Genomic DNA, 17,589 nt, shown 5'->3' on the forward strand with positions numbered 1-17,589 from the left:
CAGTTAAAAAGTAAATATGCCGTGCTAAAACTTCATGTCGGAACCACCTTTTAGAAGATGCAAATCTCTGCTATGGTTCTACCATGAAATTGAATCGAACCTGGTTATTATGGATTATCGGAAGTCTCGGTGTTGCGATGATACTCTACGCAGTGGCTAAACAGATTATCGGGTTTTCAGTAGACCCCGCCCTGGAGAAAACCTTTTTTGACTTTATCATCATAGGAGCTTTAGGAATACTAATCTACAATCGTAAACTTGCGGCCGAAGAAGCTGCGGAGGCCCAGAAAAGTGAACCGGCCCCGGAAAAAGCTTCAGAGGCAGCAGATGACGGAACGGAGAAATAGTTCGCATTATGGGGCTTCCATGAGTATATTTGTATGCATGGAGGATATATGAAACGTTTTGTGTTAGTTTCTCTTTTAGTTTGTGTGAGTGCCCTCGGATTCAGCCAGGAACGGCCTGTACAGGTGGCCTTTGAAGCAGAATCGGGGGCTCTTAAAATTCTGCACCATACCTACAAAGTAGGTTCTACGGGCAGTACCTTTAATTTTGTTACCCAAGGCGGCCAGGAGATCCTATTCCCCTTTGAACGGCTTACAGCCTGAGCTACCGTATTTGACCGCCATCAGATTCGCTTTTTATATCAGAGCCTGGAACTGAACACTCGGATTACAACCCGGGAGGCTTTCACTATTGATACGGTAACCTTTACTTCAGGTGACGTAGTAGATATTACCTATGGATTCCCCTTTTATCGGTTTACCTATCTTTACGACCTGTTGCCAGGAGATGCAGAGCTTTCTCTCGGGGCAGCCCTGCAGTTCCGAAATGCTTCCATCAGTTTTACTTCAGTAAATGGCTCAAAGCGGGCCATATCCCAGAACTTAGGTCTCGTACCGGCCCTGGCAATTTCAGGAAGAATTCCCTTTGGCAGTTTATTTTTTGCAGGCTTTGATGCGACCGGCATTTATGCATCCAGCGCCCTCTTTAATGAAGCAGACTTTGAGTTTGAAGGTTCCATTTTAGACGCTTCAGTCCGTGCAGGTATGGTTATACAGAAGGGATTGGAAAGCTATATAAACTTGAGGTTTATTGGCGGTTCTGCGGCGGGAGTTTCCCAATATCCCAATGAATTCTGGACCCAATCGGTAGGAAAGAAAACGGCCAATTACCTGGCAACCATGGCCCTTACAATCGGCGGTACCCTTAAGTTTTAAGAGGTTGATGGCGGCGGCTTATTGCGGTTACACAGCGCTGACGGCTTATTGAGGTGACTGAGATGACACCCCGCTGGGGGCTCCCTAAAGCTCCCCTGGTCAGGGAGGCCTTGTTACATAGACCCCGCCCCGCTACAATGCTTTCTTGCATAGGCCCCGCTGCAGGGAGCACCCATCGGCGGGGGATGGGGTGAACAGGGTCTTTCTTAAATAACACATACGCTGTGGCAGAGGTTTCGCTACCAAAGATAAGGGTCTGCCACAGACCGCTGATGAAAAGAGTATAACCAGCGATGGTAAAAACCGGCAAGGCTTAAGCAAAAATTTGAAGCAATATGAACTTGACATCATATTACCTCTATAGCATATTATTTACATGTGGGATATCGACGCTACCGATGAGTACCTTGAGTGGTTCTGTTCACTGGATCTTGATGCCCAGCGTGCAATCCTAACCAAAGTGCTTCTCCTTGAAGAGTTCGGACCACAGCTTGGACGACCTCATGCGGATACATTAAAGGGAAGTACCATCAAAAATCTAAAAGAACTCCGTGCCCGTACGAATGCTCATAGTCTTCGGGTGCTATATTACTTTAATGAGGAACGCCATGGGCTTCTTCTTATTGGAGGAGACAAGAAAGGTAAAAATGAGAAAGATTTTTACGATCGGCTTATTCAAACAGCCGAGAAGCTGATCCAGCGCTATCGCTGCTGAAGGAGGACAAATGGCTATCATCAAGAATGCAGTCAAGGCTATGGAAGCCTCTATGACACCTGAACAAATTCACCGTGCCCGCGCGGAAGCTGAGCGCGAGATACTCTCTATTCGGCTCGCTGAACTTAGAGAGCGCCGGGGAATTAAGCAAACTGACGTAAGGTCCTTTAGCCAAACTGCTGTGTCTAAATTAGAACGGCGAAAGGATATGAAGCTTTCAACACTTATTGAATACCTTGAAGGGATTGGTATGGGCCTTGAACTTCGTGTATATCCAAAGGATGCAAGGGAGCCGCAAAAACCTGAGACACTTCTACGAGTTTAGGTTCAAACCACCTATTATTTAGCTACCATGGCCCTTACAATCGGCGGAACAGTGAAGTTCTAGGATTGCGAAGAACTTCTGTTTAAGAGGTCTGCGTTGTTTGGGGGATGTTCCTTTTACTTTTACGTAAAGGGAACATCCCCATTTGCTTTCATTACAGTTGCCTAACTAAAGGTCCTTACTGCAAATTCTTAATAATTGCTTCTGCGGCAGATCGGCCGTCGGAAATGGACCGGACTACGAGGCTTGCGCCAAAGCGGGAGTCCCCGGCGGCCCATACCTTGGGATTAGAAGTGTGGAAGGTGCCCCGGGTACGGATATTGCCCCGTTCATCAAGTTCAAGGTTAAGATCCTTTACAAGACCTTCCTGAACGACATGGGTAAAGCCCATTGCCAACAGTACCAGGTCAGCCCCGATTTCAAAGTCAGAACCGGGGATTTCTGTCATGGTCCAGCGGCCATCCTGTTCGGTCCACTCAACCTTACAGGCTTGAATGGCTTCCACCTGGCCGTTCCGGCCAATAAAGGCTTTGGTATTGACCGACCAGAGCCGTTCACAGCCTTCCAGGTGGGAGCTGGAAGTTTTCAGCACCTTTGGCCAGAGCGGCCAGGGTTCATTGGGACTGCGATGCTCCGGAGGCTTCGGTAAAACTTCAATCTGGGTAACCCGGATGGCTCCCTGACGGTTAGCCGTACCGACACAGTCGGCACCGGTATCACCGCCGCCGATAACCACCACCCGCTTACCAAAGGCGGTAATCGGTTCCACCCCATCTTCACAGGCTTCCTGTGCACAGGAACGATTCTGCAGGGCCAGATAATCTAACGCCTGAACGATACCCTTCAGTTCTCTGCCGGGAACGGTTAGGTCCCGGGGCTCCCGGGCTCCAACGGTAAGCAGCACCAAATCAAATTCTTTTTCCAGTTCCTTAGGATCTACCATGACCGAATCGGTGCCTGCGGTTCCGAAGCCATAGCGGGCAGAGCCTATACGGGTGTTGGTCTTAAAGACAATCCCTTCGGCTTCCATAATGGCTACCCGCCGATCAATAAAATTCTTGTTGAGCTTAAAATCGGGAATACCATAGCGGAGATACCCCCCGAGCTTGCGGTCCGCTTCATAGACAGTAACCGTAAAGCCCGCACGGTTCAGGTAATAGGCCGCTGACAGCCCTGCGGGCCCGCCCCCTACAACGGCGACCTTTTTCCCGTTCCGCTTTTTAGGCGGCCGGGGAACCACCAGCCCCAGTTCATAGGCCTTTTCGATGACCGCAAGTTCATTCTGTCGTATGGTAACCGGTTCGTCGTTGGCGCCGAGCACACAGGATGCCTCACAGGGGGCAGGACACACCCGGCCGGTAAATTCCGGGAAGGGGTTGGTGTTTTCGAGAATAGCCCAGGCTCCTGCCCAATCACCGCGGTACAGCTTATCCTGCCATTCAGGCATCACATTATGCACAGGGCATGCCCAATGACAGAAGGGCACACCGCAATCCATACAGCGGGAAGCCTGGAGCCGCCGTTCTTCATCGGGTAACTGCAGTTCCACCTCGCTGTAATCGTTTATCCGTTCTTCGACCGGCCGGTAGCCGGCAACCTTTCGTTGTATCTTAAGAAATCCCTTTGGATCACCCATTTTATGCCCTCACTGTAATGTCTTCCTGTTCCCGGACTTCATACAGTTTCCGGTCCAGTTCCGCCAGTTTCATCTGTTGGAGTGCCCGCTTGTATTCCAGGGGCAGTACCTTGATAAAGTAGGTTCGATATTCCCGCCAGGAATCGAGGATACCCCGGGCATACTCACTGCCGGTCCAGTAGACATGTTTGCGAATCATGTCCTTTACAAAATTTTCATCCTCTTCGTTATCCAGATGAGAAAGCTCAACCATACCCTTGTTCAGGAAGAACTCGAAATCCCCATCCCGATCCATGACATAGGCGATACCACCGGACATACCGGCGGCAAAGTTCCGTCCTACCCGGCCAAGAACAACAAGTCGGCCTCCGGTCATGTATTCAGCCCCATGATCACCGGTGCCTTCTACAACTGCCACAGCTCCGGAATTGCGAACACAGAACCGTTCTCCCGCCACACCGGCTACATAGAGCTCACCAGAGGTAGCACCATAAAGCACCGTATTTCCCACTATGATGTTCTCGTTGGTTTTAAAGGTTGAACCTGCCGGCGGTGCAACTATGATACGTCCCCCCGAAAGCCCCTTTCCCAGATAGTCATTGGCATCACCGCTCAGACGGAAGGTAATACCCGGAGCAAGGAAGGCGCCGAAGCTCTGGCCCGCAGAACCGGTAAAGTCCACGGTCACAAAGTTTTCCGGCAAGCCCTGGGAGCCAAAGCGTTTTGATACCTCATAGGAAAGCATGGCGCCGACGGCCCGATCGGTATTATGAATGGGGAATTCCAGAGCCGTGGGTACCTTTTTATCCAGGGCAGCAAAACAGCGTTCAATGAGTTTTTTATCGAGTACATCATCAATTTTATGGATCTGATGCTGCACACAGTACCGCGCGTCTCCGCCGGGGATATCCGCAGGACCTTCCACTTTGGTTAAAATATCTCGGAGATCTACCGTGTTTACCTTGAACTTATCCACCTTCCGCTGAACCAGCAGGTCAGTTCGGCCAACGAGCTCATCAAAGGTTCTAAAGCCCAAAGAAGCCATAACTTCCCGGGTCTCCATGGCGAGGAAACGGAAAAAGTTGATGAGATATTCACTCTTACCGGTAAACTTCTTTCGCAATTCCGGATCCTGGGTAGCCACCCCCATGGGGCAGGTGTTTTCGTGGCATTTACGCATCATCACACAGCCCATAACGATAAGGGTTGACGTACCAAAGCCGAATTCCTCTGCCCCGAGGAGGCCTGCAATAACGATGTCCCGGCCGCTCTTAAGCTGACCGTCGGTCATCAACTTGACCCGCCCCCGAAGTCCATTGAGCACCAGGGTCTGATGGGTTTCGGAAAGACCCAGTTCCCAGGGGAGCCCCGCATGGCGGATTGAGCTCTGGGGGCTTGCACCGGTACCGCCGTCATAACCTGAGATAAGAATGTTATCCGCATGAGCCTTGGCCACACCGGCGGCGATGGTCCCTACCCCGCTTTCGGATACCAGTTTAACGCTGATCCGGGCATTGGGATTGGCATTTTTAAGGTCAAAGATGAGCTCCGCCAGATCTTCGATAGAATAAATATCATGATGGGGTGGCGGGCTGATGAGGGTAACCCCCGGGGTCGAGTGCCTGGTTTTTGCAATGATGGCATCAACCTTATGGCCGGGGAGCTGGCCCCCTTCACCAGGCTTAGCACCCTGGGCAATCTTAATCTGGATTTCTTCTGCATTCGCCAAATACTCGCTAGTTACACCAAAACGGGCAGAGGCAACCTGTTTTATTGCACTGCGGGCCCAACTTCCATCGGGACGTACCTTAAAGCGTTCAGGGTCTTCACCACCTTCACCGCTATTGGACCGGCCATGAATAGAGTTCATTGCGATCGCAATGGTTTCATGGGCTTCCTTGGATATGGAACCGAAGGACATGGCTCCGGTCGTAAAGCGCTTCATAATCGATTCAACGCTTTCTACTTCTTCCAGCGGGATGGGTCCCTTTGGTGCACCTTTGACAGTGCCCGGTTCAGCAAAATCCATGAGTCCCCGCAAAACATGGGGACTGCGGTTCAGTTCATCAACCTTGCTGGTAAATTCCTTAAATTTCTTATAATCCCCAGAACGTGTAGCCCACTGGAGGAGATAGATGGTCTCAGGGTTCCAGGCATGTTTTTCGCCGAACTTCCGCCAGCGGTATTGGCCGTCTCCGGCGAGTAGGTTCTCAAATACCGTGGGACTCGATCCCTGCTGGGTTTCATAGGCTGAGCGGGCTTCACGGTACCGGGCAACTGCCTCGGCCTCAAGTTCTGCAAAGCCCACACCGCCGATTCGGCTGGTGGTACCCCGGAAACACTTTTCGATAACCTCAGAACCAAGACCTATGGCTTCGAATATTTGAGCACCCCGATAGGACCGGAGCGTACTGGTACCCATTTTACTCATTATTTTGAGGATGGCCTTCTGGATACCCTTCAGGTAATTCTTTTCAGCGTGTTCATAGTCTCCTGCCCGCTCTGCATCGGCACTTCTACAGATTGCAGCAATTGATGCGAGGGCTCCATAGGGCACAATGAGGTCCGCCCCATAACCAAAGAGCAGGGCAAAGTGCATGACCTCCCGGGGATCGGCAGAATCTACTATAATAGAAGCTTTCATACGCAGCCCTGCCTTAATGAGCCCATGGTGCACCGCTCCCGTGGCAAGGAGAGCTGGTATTGCACAGCGGCTTGCTTCTGGGGCCAGGGCGGAACGATCAGAAAGGATGATCAGTGAATGCCCCGACTCAACAGCTTTTATCGCTTCATCGACGAGGCGATCCAGGGCGGTTTCCAGGTGTCCCTTTCCAGCAGCAGGTTGAACACTTCCTATACTGGGGACATAGAAGGTGGCGTCTAAGGTTTTATACCTAAATGCAGGGTCATGCCAGGCTTTTATACGTTCAAAATCCGCCAGGGTCATGACAGGGTTGAGAATTTTAAGCCGATGGCAATGCTGTTCGGTTTCTTCAAGCAGATTCTGCTGGGGCCCCACAAAACTGGTCAGGGTCATAACGAGCTCTTCCCGGATTGAGTCGATGGGCGGGTTGGTGACCTGGGCAAAGACCTGCTTAAAGTAGTTATAGGGCCGCTGGGGCTTTTCGGAAAACACTGCGATAGGGGTATCGGTACCCATGGAGCTGGTGGGTTCCTGACCGCTCTCAGCCATAGGCAGGAGGAGGTTGTCCCGATCTTCCCGGGTATACCCAAAGGCCCGCTCCATGAAGAGAACCGTGGTTTCATCCGCCGGCTGGATCACCGTTTTCCCGATGGCAATTTCGGGCAGTTTTTCCAGGGTAAGGACCTGCTTTTTCACCCATTCGGCATAGGTTTTTTGGGTGGCTATCTGCCTTTTCACTTCCTCATCGGGAATGATGCGGCCTTCCTCCAGGTCTACCAGGAGCAGTTTTCCCGGCTTTAGACGCCCCTTAAGGGCGACTTCTTCGGGAGCAAAATCCTGAACACCGGTCTCACTGCCCATAACGATGAGGCCTTCCTTGGTAATCGTATAGCGTGAAGGACGGAGTCCATTCCGGTCCAGGGTTCCCCCGACATAGCGGCCATCGCAAAATACAACTGAGGCAGGTCCATCCCAGGGTTCCATCATACAGGCATGGTATTCATAAAAAGCCTTGAGTTCCTGGGGGATAGGATTTTTATCATTCCAGGACTCAGGGATCAGCATCATGAGCGCATGGGGGAGACTGCGGCCAGCAACAACCAACAGTTCAAGCACATTATCGAGGCTGGCGGAGTCACTCTTACCCGGTTCTACAATAGGGAGGATTTCCTTAAGGTCCTCACCCAGCACCGGATGAGCAAGCAGAGCTTCCCGGGCAGCCATCCAGAAGCGGTTTCCCTTGACGGTGTTGATTTCACCGTTGTGAGCAAGAATCCGGAAGGGCTGAGCCAGCGGCCAGGCCGGGAAGGTATTGGTGCTGAATCGGGAATGGACCATGGCTACCGCCGTGGTAATAGCAGGGTTTGTCAGCTCGGTAAAATAGGACCTGAGCTGGCTGGACATCAACATACCCTTATATACAATGGTTTTACTCGAAAGAGACGGAAAATGAGTATCCTGAGCCTCGGCAAATTCAGCTGTTTCGCGGATTGCCTTTTCAAAACGTTTTCGGAAAATATAGAGCCGTAATTCCAGTTCCTCAAGGGCACTGTTTTTTTCTGGTACAAGAAATAGCTGCTTAATCACCGGCTCAGCCTTCTTTGCAATAATACCGATGACTTCAGGGTTGGTGGGTACATCCCGGGAAGCCAGAAGAGAAAGACCGGATTTTTTAGCAAGATGTTCTATTTCTTTAAGGATAGCATCCCGAAGTTTTTCAGCTTTTTTATCATGAAGGGGCCCGGGTAAAAAAAGTAATCCCGTTCCATAGGTTCCCTTTTCAGGAAGATTGGGAACAAGACTTTTATAGAAATCGTGGGGAATTTGCAGGAGGACCCCTGCACCATCACCGGTTTTATTATCAGCACTTTCGGCTCCCCGGTGTTCCATCCGCTCCAACACTTCCAAACCACGTTCGAGAATATCGTGGGAAGTTCGGCCTTTGATATCGGCGACGAAACCGATACCACAGGCATCATGTTCATAGGCCCTGTCATAGAGGCCCGTAGATCTTTGCTGGTGATCGCCCATTGTGGCTCCTTACAAAAGAGGAATCATCAGCGTTATACATTATTTTGCAAGTTTATGCAATAGCACTGCATAAACTTTCATATTGCTAAAAAATTATACAAATAGGGTGTATAAACGGACAAAAAAAACGCCGTTACCGTAAGGAGGAACCGGTAACGGCGCAACGTAAAAACTTTTGATGCCCTGCATATGAACCTACGTCTACTATAGTATACAACAAAATAGTACTAGAATTCAAGGGTAAGATGACTTTGACGGAATAAAAAAATCCGGTTATGCTCAAGTTATGAAAAAGTGCTTGCCCTTTCTGATTGGTAGCCTTGCATTGATACTAATCGGTATACTTGTTTGGCAATTATCAATTTTACGGACAATACAAGATTCGCTTTCCGTAGCACCTATCCCCAATAAGTCACGAACCCCCATTTTTCATATTGTTGCACTTCTTTATGCCCCCGAAAGGGACTCTTTTTATGAGCAGGCCTTTTCAAACATGCAAAAGACAGCCATAAATAATAACTGTGTGTTACAACTATTTCAATACTCTGAATCCCAAAGCAATGAAGACATTAGAAAGCTGCTCCATCTTATCCGAGATATCAATCCTGATGGTCTCATTATCTCATTACCTTCAATTAGCTCATTCAATCAAGAAATTACAGAAATAACGAACAAAGGTATTCCCATAGTTACTTATGAAACTGAACCCCTAACCGGTAAACACATTGCACATGTAGGGACAAACTCATTTGAATTAGGGAAACTAGCAGGAAGTACCCTACGGAATCGTTTTCCTGAACCACAAAAAGTGGGCATTATATTATCCTTTGGTGGTGGATATGGAACAACCCAAAATGCATCTTTTCTTCAGGGTTTACAGTATAGTATTAGAGATTCATCAGCATATACAATAGCTCTTGTTCGAACAGTAAAAAATCAGCATATCGGTGTAGAAACCTACATAAAAGACATAATTAAAACAGATCCACCCTTAGATATAATTATATGTACTACAGCCAGGGATACTGAAGCTATGGCACAAGCACTCATCGACCTGGACCGAGTCGGGAAACCAATGATTATCGGATTTGGCGATTCACCAACAATACGCACCCTACTTTCAGAAGGTGTTGTTGGTGCCACAGTGACTAGAAACCCAGAAATGGGGGGAAGGCTTGCAGTAGAAAGCATTATTGCGCTTATACAAAACAGCCGCATTAATATTTTTCAGGATCCAGGAGCAACTAGTTTATATCCGGAACAGATCTGGTCAGTAAAATGAGAATAGTCAGTACAATTCGTAAGAAAATAGTAATCACAGCCCTTGCACCAGTTCTCATTCTTGCAATGACAGCATTGTTTACCGTGTTTACAATTACTTCTGCTGTACAAGGTGTACAAGGCCTATTTATAAAAAATTATTATATGCAGGAACTACTTACGGAGGTGAATTATATTCAAACAGCCCTTTCATCATATATGGCAACTAAAAACTCTGAGGATTTGCGTAAAGTAATTCATTATTCCCGCTCAATAACTGATAAAGCTGTTCAATTAGACAAAGAAGTCTCTGCAGATCAGGAATCTCTGTTAGAACGAAACATTGCATCACTCATTGGAGAATTTATTTCAGCAAGTAACAATGCAGTACAATCAAAACGAGGAAGAAATCTATCGGAATATACTCAGAGACTTCAACGTGTAGAAGAGTTAGCAAGTTTAATTCAAGAAAGAACCAATTTACTCATGCTCGATCGTATGAAAATTCAATTATCTGCCTTTTCGGTATTTTCTAAAAATGTAACACTTATACGAAGCTTAAGTCTCAGTATGATTCTTGTTGCTTTGTTTTTTAGTATATCTATTATTTTTTATTTTACTGACAAGATAAGTGCACCAATTATCCATTTAGGGAATGCAGCGAATCAAATTGCTTCAGGTATATATGATGAACAGGAACTAATGGTTGAAGCGGATGACGAAATTGGGGCAACGGCCCGTGCATTTAATTTGATGAAAAAATCTATCATACAATCCTTTAATGAAATTAAAAACAAAGCAGAAATTGAACGAGCACTGATGGAACAACAAATGAAAAACCTTGAAATGACTAGCCTTTTAAAAAATGCAGAGTTATCCGCTTTACAAGCGAGAATAAATCCTCATTTTTTATTTAACACCTTGAATACTGGCATCCAGCTTGCTGTTGTAGAAGATGCAGATCGAACCCGCCGGTATCTGGAACAACTTACCAAACTAATGCGGTATTCTTTCAGAGATCTGGATATTCCGGTTGCCTTAGCCGAAGAAATGGACAGCATGAGATCTTATTTATATCTTATGTCAATCCGATTTCCCGACGTATTTGATTTTTCAATGCAAATAATCAGCCCCGCAGAGCATGCAATTATTCCCAAAATGACAATTCAACCCCTTGTGGAAAATGCTATTCGTCATGGGTTAAAAGATATGACAAGTAGTGCAAGTCTCACAATTCAGGCTTATGTTGATGAATATCAACGATTATATATTAATATTGAAGACAATGGTAACGGTATTAGTCCCAATCGCATAACAGAAATTTTCAATGCCGCCGATCATGGAACTACACTAGATAAAAATGGCGAAGGCGGCATGGGTATGGTAAATGTTATTCAACGGTTACGATTATTTTCTGGAGAATGGGATGTCATACAAATTGAACCAATTACACCTAGAGGAACTAGAATCATAATTTCTTTGCCCTACAGGGAGCATACATAATGAATGCTAAAATTTTTCTTGTTGATGATGAACAACCAGTACTCGATGGCTTATCAGTAATTATTACTAAATTTATACCAGAACTTACCATTTGTGGAACTGCTCGTTCAGGAAAGGTTGCTATAGAAGCAATACAACAAACCCATCCAGATATTATCATTATGGATATTCGTATGCCAGGGATGAGTGGTATAGATGTGCTTAAAGAGTTAGATCGTCTTGGTTTAGAGTGTTTAACCATTTTACTCACTGCCTATGAACGGTTTGATATTGCCCAAGAAGCCTGTGGACTGGGTGTTTATAATTATCTCGTTAAACCTGTCGAACAGGATATCTTTATTAAAATTCTTAAAAATGCACTTCTACATATTCAAAAAAGAAAAGAACGGACAAACCAGGCTGTAAATGCACTAGAACTGTTACGGCTGGCTCGTCCCATTTTAGAGGAATCTTTTTTGTTTTATTTACTTTTAGGAGATAGTTCAAAAATACAAATAACAACCTATGCTCAAATATTTGGCTGGAATTCATCAGAAAAGATATATGGGCATTGTGCAGTAATAGCTAGTAGACAATCATTACAATATGAGGAGTGCATTGCAATTCAAACTGAAATATCAAATCATCTCAATTGTCTTTCGGGAAAATTATTTAATACTTATATAATGCTATTTATCCCAGGAAATAATACAGAGCATACCAATACTATTTTAAAATATATTACTAATAAATTAGTTACTATGGACCTAGTATATAATATAGGTCCACCAAAACAGTTAGCAATTGCTTCTCAATCTTTATTAGAAGCATTTTTATCTTTACCGGATTTTCAACAAAAGAATGAACATGAAGAAACTCTTACTTTGCAACTAATAAAAAAAATGATCCAAGAAATATCATTAAAAAATTATTCAGCGACTGCATTGTTTATTGGATTACAACAAATAGTTAACCAACAGACTACCTTTACTGCGTTTTCAGACCGAAGAATATTACTTGCATTACGATTTATTGAAGCAAATTATGGAAAACAAATATCACTTGAAGATACAGCACAAGCTGTTGATTTAAGCCCAGCCTATTTGTCACGTCTTTTAGTCACCGAAACAGGCAAATCATTTATTGAACATCTTACTAAATATCGAATGGATCGGGCTTGTAAAGAATTAGCCAAAGGCCAATATTCTATAAAGGAGATTGCTGCAATTTGTGGATATCCAGACTCGAACTATTTTAGCAGAATTTTTAAAAAGCACATTGGCCAAACACCATCAGAATTTGCAGAACAGTGTGGGAGGATATTACTATGATTGTTAAAAAGGAACATGTATTCTTTTTGGTTACCATACTGCTTAGTTCTTCTTTATTTCTCAATTGCCAAGGATCTAAAAAACGACAAGCTACAGATAAACCCCTTATCGGTTTCCTTATGGATTCGCTTATAGAAGAACGTTGGGCTAGAGATAGAGACATTTTTATTTCATCAGTCAAAACCTATGGGGGTAATGTTATTGTCCAGATTGGCGAAGAAAACGCTAAAACGCAAGAAGCCCAATTACAATATCTTATTGATCAGGGTGTCAATTCTTTGGTTCTTATACCCAACGACCCAGATCTTTTAACAAAGGCAGTCCAGGAGGCAAAAAAACATGGAGTGCCTGTTTTGCTCTATGAACGCCTTGTTCATAATGGTGGAGCAGACCTCTATCTTGCGTATGATGCTATAAAGGTAGGTGAATTACAGGCAGCATATATTCTAAAAACGATTAAAAACGGCCCTGTGGTTATTATTAACGGTAAAAAAAACGATCCCATTGCAGCATCCATTCATGAAGGAATTTTTACTATCCTTAATTCAGAAATTAAAAGTGGAAGAATTACAGTAGTAGAGGATTATTGGGTTACGACAGGAAATTCAGAAGAAGTAGCTGATGCCATTGCAGGTTTAATAGATAAAAATATCCATTTTAAGGCAATTCTTGCTTATAACGATTTATACGCTGAAGCTGCAATTCGAGTTTTAACATTAAAACGTTTAGCAAAAAAAGTTGCAGTAGCTGGTGCGGATGCGGATCTTGCAGCATGTCAGAGAATCGTAGAAGGAACCCAAACCATGACTGTCTATAAACCCATTGAAATCATTGCTGCAAAAGCAGCAGAACTAGCCGTATATATGGCACGAAACGAGCGGGTTACGGTTCACAAAGCAATTTTTGACGGTTCTTACCGGGTACCCTACTATCAGCTCGAACCAATTGCAGTGGATGCAACTAACTTACGGCAAACAGTCATTAAAGATGGTTTTCATCTAGAGGAAGAAGTGTACCGAAATGTGGCATTAAAATAGTATTATTTTGCTATATTCCATCACTTTTATGCTACACTCATATCGTTTCATATTTTATTATATAAAAAATATACAGTAAATAGAAAAAGCTTCCTGTTTCGATATTTATAGTATTGGTGTATTCTGAGAAAATGGAACTTTATGGTTCCTTATATTCTTATCAGGAGGAAAGAAGTGAAAAAGACGCTTGCTATCGTTTCCGCCTTACTCGTCATTGGTTCTCTGGCCTTTGCTCAGACAACCAAACAACCCAAAATTGGTGTTGCCATTTACAAATTTGATGACACCTTTATGTCCTATGTTCGCAACGCAATACAGGATAATGCCAAGGGGAAAGCTACCATTGAAATGGTAGATTCACAGAATGCCCAACCCACCCAAAACGACCAGGTAGATTCTTTCTTATCCAAAAAAATGAATGCTATTGCCATTAACCCGGTAGATCGGACTGCAGCCGCGACAATTATTAACAAAGCAAAGGCTCGCAACATTCCTGTTGTCTTCTTTAATCGGGAACCCCTTCCTGAGGATATGAAAAAATGGGATAAGGTTTACTATGTAGGAGCTAAGGCTGAACAGTCTGGTACCATGCAGGGTGAAATTGCGGTTGATTACTGGAAGAAAAATCCCAAGGCTGATAAAAATGGCGATGGAGTTATCCAGTATATTATGCTAAAGGGTGAACCTGGACACCAGGATGCAGAGCTGCGAACCCAATATTCCATTAAAGCAGTTACCGATGCTGGCATTAAGGTAGAAAAACTTGCCGAAGATACTGCATATTGGGACCGCCCCAAGGCCGTTGAAAAGATGAAAGCCTTCTATGCCAAATTTGGTGATAAGATTGAAATGATCTTCTGCAACAATGACGATATGGCTCTGGGTGTTATCGAAGCACTCCGCCAGGAAGGATATTTTACTGGTGATAAGTACATTCCAGTTCTTGGTGTTGATGCAACCGCTCCTGCGCTTCAGGCTCTGGAACAGGGAACCCTTTTGGGTACTGTTCTTAACGATGCTAAAAATCAGGGAAAGGCTACTTTTGATCTAGCTTATGCACTGGCTATGGGTAAGAACCCTGCAACTTCCGGCTGGAAAATTGATGACGGAAAATATGTCTGGGTACCCTATCAGAAAGTAACAAAGGATAACTACAAACAATTTAAATAATTCCTTTCGCTGATATGCAGGGCAGTATCGATCTAGATACTGCCCTTATATTAATTTTTGGAGGAAAGTTGTGGGGGACAATCAATACGTCCTAGAAATACGGCATATGTCAAAATCTTTTCCCGGCGTCCGTGCACTAGACGACGTATCTATTCAGATTAAACCAGGCACGGTTCATGCTTTAATGGGAGAAAATGGTGCGGGAAAATCGACCTTAATGAAATGCCTGTTTGGTATTTATGAACCCGATTCTGGTGAAATAATCTTAGAAGGGAAACCCGTACGTTTTGCTAATTCTCGACAGGCCCTTGATGCAGGTATTTCTATGATTCATCAGGAGTTGTTACCAATTCCATATCGGAGTGTTATGGAAAACCTCTGGTTGGGTCGATATCCGCAACGTTCATTGGGTCCTTTCAAATTCGTAGATCATAAAAAAATGTATCAGGACACGGTAGAGTTGTTTAAAGAGCTCAAGATGGATATTAATCCTAAGGTTTGGGTTCGGGAACTATCCGTATCAAAGGTTCAATCCATAGAAATTGCAAAGGCTGTTTCTTATAACGCAAAGGTGATTATAATGGATGAACCTACATCATCTCTAACCGAAAATGAAGTAGAACACCTCTTTGAAATCATTCGTCGGCTTCGAAATTCAGGAGTTGCGATTATATATATTTCCCATAAAATGGAAGAAATATTGCAAATTTCAGATGATGTATCTATCATGCGTGATGGTCGTCATGTTGGAACCTACCCGGCTAAAGAATTAACCACCGATCAGATTATTAAATACATGGTTGGGCGGGACCTGTCACACCGATTCCCGCCACGGGAAAACGTACCAGGAGAGGTTATTCTGGAAGTAAAGAACCTTACATCCGCTGAAAATCATTCTTTTAAGGATGTGAGCTTTTCCGTCCGGCGCGGTGAAATTTTCGGGATTGGCGGTTTGGTTGGCGCAAAGCGGACTGAACTGGTCGAATCCATATTTGGATTGCGCCCCATAGTTTCCGGGCAGATTCTTATTAACAGCAAAGAGGTCTCCATTACTAGTCCTTCCAGGGCAAAGGAATACAAAATGGCCTTGCTTACCGAAGAGCGCCGGGCTACCGGAATTGTACCTATGCTCTCGGTAAAAGAAAATATGCTTTTAGCGAATCTACGTCGCTACATTGGCAGGCTTGGTCTTTTAAATGAAAAACAGGGCGAAGCGGATGCTCGAGAAAAGATCAATGCGCTCCGGGTAAAAACACCGGGTACCAAAAACAGGATTCGAGACCTTTCCGGTGGTAACCAACAAAAGGTCCTATTTGCCCGCTGGCTTCTTACCGATCCAGATATTCTGCTTCTTGACGAACCTACCCGAGGTATCGATGTAGGAGCAAAATATGAAATTTATTCAATCATTGCAGATTTAGCAAAACGAGGGAAGAGTATCATTATGATATCTTCAGAAATGCCAGAGCTTCTTGGAATGTCAGACAGAATTATGGTCATGTGTGATGGGAGAGTAACAGGCATTCTTGATGGCAAAACTGCAACCCAGGAAGAAATAATGCGCTTAGCCGCAAAATTTTTATAATCGGAGAATCAGATATGAGTGCATCTAACAGCAAAAGCGACAAACCTTTTAACACCAAAATTTTTTCGTCCTTCAGTTTGCAATATGCAATTTATTTTGTGTTCCTTTTACTGGTGATCGGTATTACCATCAAAGAACCAGCTTTTCTTTCCATAGAAAATTTCAGAAACATCCTTTCCATGTCCGCGACACGAATCATTATTGCTATGGGCGTCGGTGGAATCCTGATTACCGGCGGTACGGATCTTTCTGCCGGCCGACAGGTCGGGCTCGCGGCGGTTCTTTCAGCCAGTCTTCTGCAAGCCCTGGATTATCCCCGAAGAATGTATGTAGATTTGCCACAACTACCGCTCTGGCTCCCTATTATACTGGCCATGGTGGTTTGTGCTCTCATCGGCCTAGTAAACGGCCTTATTGTAGCTAAGTTAAAGGTACCACCCTTTATTGCAACATTGGGTACCATGGTTGCAGTGTACGGGCTCAACTCCCTCTACTTTGACCGGCCGCCCTATGGGGCCCAACCCATCGGCGGGCTCGACAAACGATTCACCAACCTTGGTTCTGGCTATATCGGGCTCGATGGTACCTATTCCTTGCCCTATATCGTACTGATAGCAGTCCTGGTAGCCCTCTTTGTCTGGATACTGCATAACAAGACCACCTTTGGTAAAAACATTTATGCTATTGGCGGTAACCCTGAGGCTGCAAAAGTGTCCGGTGTTAATGTAGTCCGTAATTTGCTCATTGTGTATACACTGGCTGGTGCTCTATACGGGTTGGGTGGGGCCCTGGAAGCAGCCCGGACTGGTGGTGCCACCAATAATTATGGTAACGGGTACGAACTCGATGCCATCGCAGCCTGCGTCGTCGGAGGTGTATCAACCTCTGGTGGTATCGGTACTGTTCCTGGTATGGTGGTTGGTGTGCTTATCTTTTCTGTTATTAACTACGGATTAACATTCATCAACATGTCACCATATTGGCAGCAGATTGTTAAGGGTGCTATCATTATTGCGGCAGTAGCAATCGATATCCGTAAATATTTAAATAAACGTTAACAATGACAACTCTACAGGGTCCTTATTCCTCCGGGACCCTGTTTTTAAATAAAAGATAATAATTGTCTTCTGTTATTCTATGATATACTCAGTCT

15 protein-coding genes are annotated in these 17,589 nt (G+C 45.0%); 12 read left to right on the forward strand and 3 right to left on the reverse strand.

Going from position 1 to position 17,589, the window contains the following annotated elements; all coding sequences use genetic code 11:
• Nucleotides 1–83: 83 nt before the first annotated feature.
• The 3 genes from SPICA_RS09435 (at nucleotide 84) to SPICA_RS14885 (ending at nucleotide 1,220) form a co-directional block, all read left to right on the forward strand.
• A complete protein-coding gene (locus SPICA_RS09435) occupies nucleotides 84–347 on the forward strand; it encodes a hypothetical protein (protein ID WP_013969281.1) in 264 nt (87 codons plus the stop codon).
• Nucleotides 348–395: 48 nt separating this feature from the next.
• The gene (locus SPICA_RS14880) at nucleotides 396–608 is read left to right on the forward strand and encodes a hypothetical protein (RefSeq protein WP_013969282.1); all 213 of its coding nucleotides are present in this window, start codon (nucleotides 396–398) and stop codon (nucleotides 606–608) included.
• A 174-nt stretch (nucleotides 609–782) separates the two neighbouring features.
• Nucleotides 783–1,220 (forward strand): hypothetical protein, encoded by a 438-nt coding sequence (locus SPICA_RS14885; RefSeq protein ID WP_013969283.1) that lies wholly within the window; start codon nucleotides 783–785, stop codon nucleotides 1,218–1,220.
• Here SPICA_RS14885 and SPICA_RS15460 read toward each other — a convergent pair.
• A complete protein-coding gene (locus SPICA_RS15460; RefSeq protein ID WP_156789660.1) occupies nucleotides 1,210–1,530 on the reverse strand; it encodes a hypothetical protein in 321 nt (106 codons plus the stop codon). The two genes, SPICA_RS14885 and SPICA_RS15460, sit on opposite strands and share 11 nt — an antisense overlap.
• Nucleotides 1,531–1,596: 66 nt before the next feature.
• Here SPICA_RS15460 and SPICA_RS09445 point away from each other — a divergent pair, with 66 nt between their 5' ends.
• A complete protein-coding gene (locus SPICA_RS09445; RefSeq protein WP_013969284.1) occupies nucleotides 1,597–1,935 on the forward strand; it encodes a type II toxin-antitoxin system RelE/ParE family toxin in 339 nt (112 codons plus the stop codon).
• Nucleotides 1,936–1,945: 10 nt separating this feature from the next.
• Entirely contained in the window at nucleotides 1,946–2,260 is a 315-nt protein-coding gene (locus SPICA_RS09450; RefSeq protein ID WP_013969285.1) for a hypothetical protein, read from the forward strand.
• A 178-nt stretch (nucleotides 2,261–2,438) separates the two neighbouring features.
• Here SPICA_RS09450 and SPICA_RS09455 read toward each other — a convergent pair whose 3' ends face one another.
• Together SPICA_RS09455 and gltB are read right to left on the reverse strand one after the other, a co-directional pair.
• Nucleotides 2,439–3,896 (reverse strand): glutamate synthase subunit beta, encoded by a 1,458-nt coding sequence (locus tag SPICA_RS09455; RefSeq protein WP_013969286.1) that lies wholly within the window; start codon nucleotides 3,894–3,896, stop codon nucleotides 2,439–2,441.
• 1 nt (nucleotide 3,897) lies between these two features.
• On the reverse strand, nucleotides 3,898–8,571 hold the full coding sequence (gene gltB, locus SPICA_RS09460; protein ID WP_013969287.1) for a glutamate synthase large subunit: 4,674 nt from the start codon (nucleotides 8,569–8,571) through the stop codon (nucleotides 3,898–3,900).
• Between the two features lie 286 nt (nucleotides 8,572–8,857).
• Between gltB and SPICA_RS09465 the strand changes: the two genes are divergently transcribed.
• The 7 genes from SPICA_RS09465 (at nucleotide 8,858) to mglC (ending at nucleotide 17,494) form a co-directional block, all read left to right on the forward strand.
• A complete protein-coding gene (locus tag SPICA_RS09465; protein WP_013969288.1) occupies nucleotides 8,858–9,853 on the forward strand; it encodes a substrate-binding domain-containing protein in 996 nt (331 codons plus the stop codon).
• Entirely contained in the window at nucleotides 9,850–11,334 is a 1,485-nt protein-coding gene (locus SPICA_RS09470; protein WP_013969289.1) for a sensor histidine kinase, read from the forward strand. The genes SPICA_RS09465 and SPICA_RS09470 overlap by 4 nt, the downstream gene beginning before the upstream one ends.
• Nucleotides 11,334–12,644, forward strand: a complete 1,311-nt coding sequence (locus tag SPICA_RS09475; protein ID WP_013969290.1) for a response regulator transcription factor — start codon at nucleotides 11,334–11,336, stop codon at nucleotides 12,642–12,644. Before SPICA_RS09470 ends, SPICA_RS09475 begins: the two co-directional genes overlap by 1 nt.
• Nucleotides 12,641–13,681, forward strand: a complete 1,041-nt coding sequence (locus tag SPICA_RS09480; RefSeq protein ID WP_013969291.1) for a D-xylose ABC transporter substrate-binding protein — start codon at nucleotides 12,641–12,643, stop codon at nucleotides 13,679–13,681. The genes SPICA_RS09475 and SPICA_RS09480 overlap by 4 nt, the downstream gene beginning before the upstream one ends.
• A gap of 174 nt (nucleotides 13,682–13,855) precedes the next feature.
• On the forward strand, nucleotides 13,856–14,851 hold the full coding sequence (locus SPICA_RS09485) for a galactose ABC transporter substrate-binding protein (protein ID WP_013969292.1): 996 nt from the start codon (nucleotides 13,856–13,858) through the stop codon (nucleotides 14,849–14,851).
• Between the two features lie 106 nt (nucleotides 14,852–14,957).
• Nucleotides 14,958–16,436, forward strand: coding sequence for a sugar ABC transporter ATP-binding protein (locus tag SPICA_RS09490; RefSeq protein WP_237255843.1), 1,479 nt, complete (start codon nucleotides 14,958–14,960; stop codon nucleotides 16,434–16,436).
• A 14-nt stretch (nucleotides 16,437–16,450) separates the two neighbouring features.
• The gene (gene mglC / locus SPICA_RS09495) at nucleotides 16,451–17,494 is read left to right on the forward strand and encodes a galactose/methyl galactoside ABC transporter permease MglC (RefSeq protein ID WP_013969294.1); all 1,044 of its coding nucleotides are present in this window, start codon (nucleotides 16,451–16,453) and stop codon (nucleotides 17,492–17,494) included.
• The last annotated feature ends 95 nt before the right edge of the window (nucleotides 17,495–17,589 follow it).

Source organism: Gracilinema caldarium DSM 7334 (assembly GCF_000219725.1).
GTDB lineage: Bacteria > Spirochaetota > Spirochaetia > Treponematales > Breznakiellaceae > Gracilinema > Gracilinema caldarium.

What these genes read in the sequence shown, in the direction of transcription:
- SPICA_RS09435 (WP_013969281.1), top strand. Translation starts at nt 84, where the DNA reads ATGAAATTGAATCGAACCTGGTTATTATGGATTATCGGAAGTCTCGGT.
- SPICA_RS14880 (WP_013969282.1), top strand. Translation starts at nt 396, where the DNA reads ATGAAACGTTTTGTGTTAGTTTCTCTTTTAGTTTGTGTGAGTGCCCTC.
- SPICA_RS09445 (WP_013969284.1), top strand. Translation starts at nt 1,597, where the DNA reads ATGTGGGATATCGACGCTACCGATGAGTACCTTGAGTGGTTCTGTTCA.
- SPICA_RS09450 (WP_013969285.1), top strand. Translation starts at nt 1,946, where the DNA reads ATGGCTATCATCAAGAATGCAGTCAAGGCTATGGAAGCCTCTATGACA.
- SPICA_RS09455 (WP_013969286.1), bottom strand. Translation starts at nt 3,896, where the DNA reads ATGGGTGATCCAAAGGGATTTCTTAAGATACAACGAAAGGTTGCCGGC.
- gltB (WP_013969287.1), bottom strand. Translation starts at nt 8,571, where the DNA reads ATGGGCGATCACCAGCAAAGATCTACGGGCCTCTATGACAGGGCCTAT.
- SPICA_RS09465 (WP_013969288.1), top strand. Translation starts at nt 8,858, where the DNA reads ATGAAAAAGTGCTTGCCCTTTCTGATTGGTAGCCTTGCATTGATACTA.
- SPICA_RS09470 (WP_013969289.1), top strand. Translation starts at nt 9,850, where the DNA reads ATGAGAATAGTCAGTACAATTCGTAAGAAAATAGTAATCACAGCCCTT.
- SPICA_RS09475 (WP_013969290.1), top strand. Translation starts at nt 11,334, where the DNA reads ATGAATGCTAAAATTTTTCTTGTTGATGATGAACAACCAGTACTCGAT.
- SPICA_RS09480 (WP_013969291.1), top strand. Translation starts at nt 12,641, where the DNA reads ATGATTGTTAAAAAGGAACATGTATTCTTTTTGGTTACCATACTGCTT.
- SPICA_RS09490 (WP_237255843.1), top strand. Translation starts at nt 14,958, where the DNA reads ATGTCAAAATCTTTTCCCGGCGTCCGTGCACTAGACGACGTATCTATT.
- mglC (WP_013969294.1), top strand. Translation starts at nt 16,451, where the DNA reads ATGAGTGCATCTAACAGCAAAAGCGACAAACCTTTTAACACCAAAATT.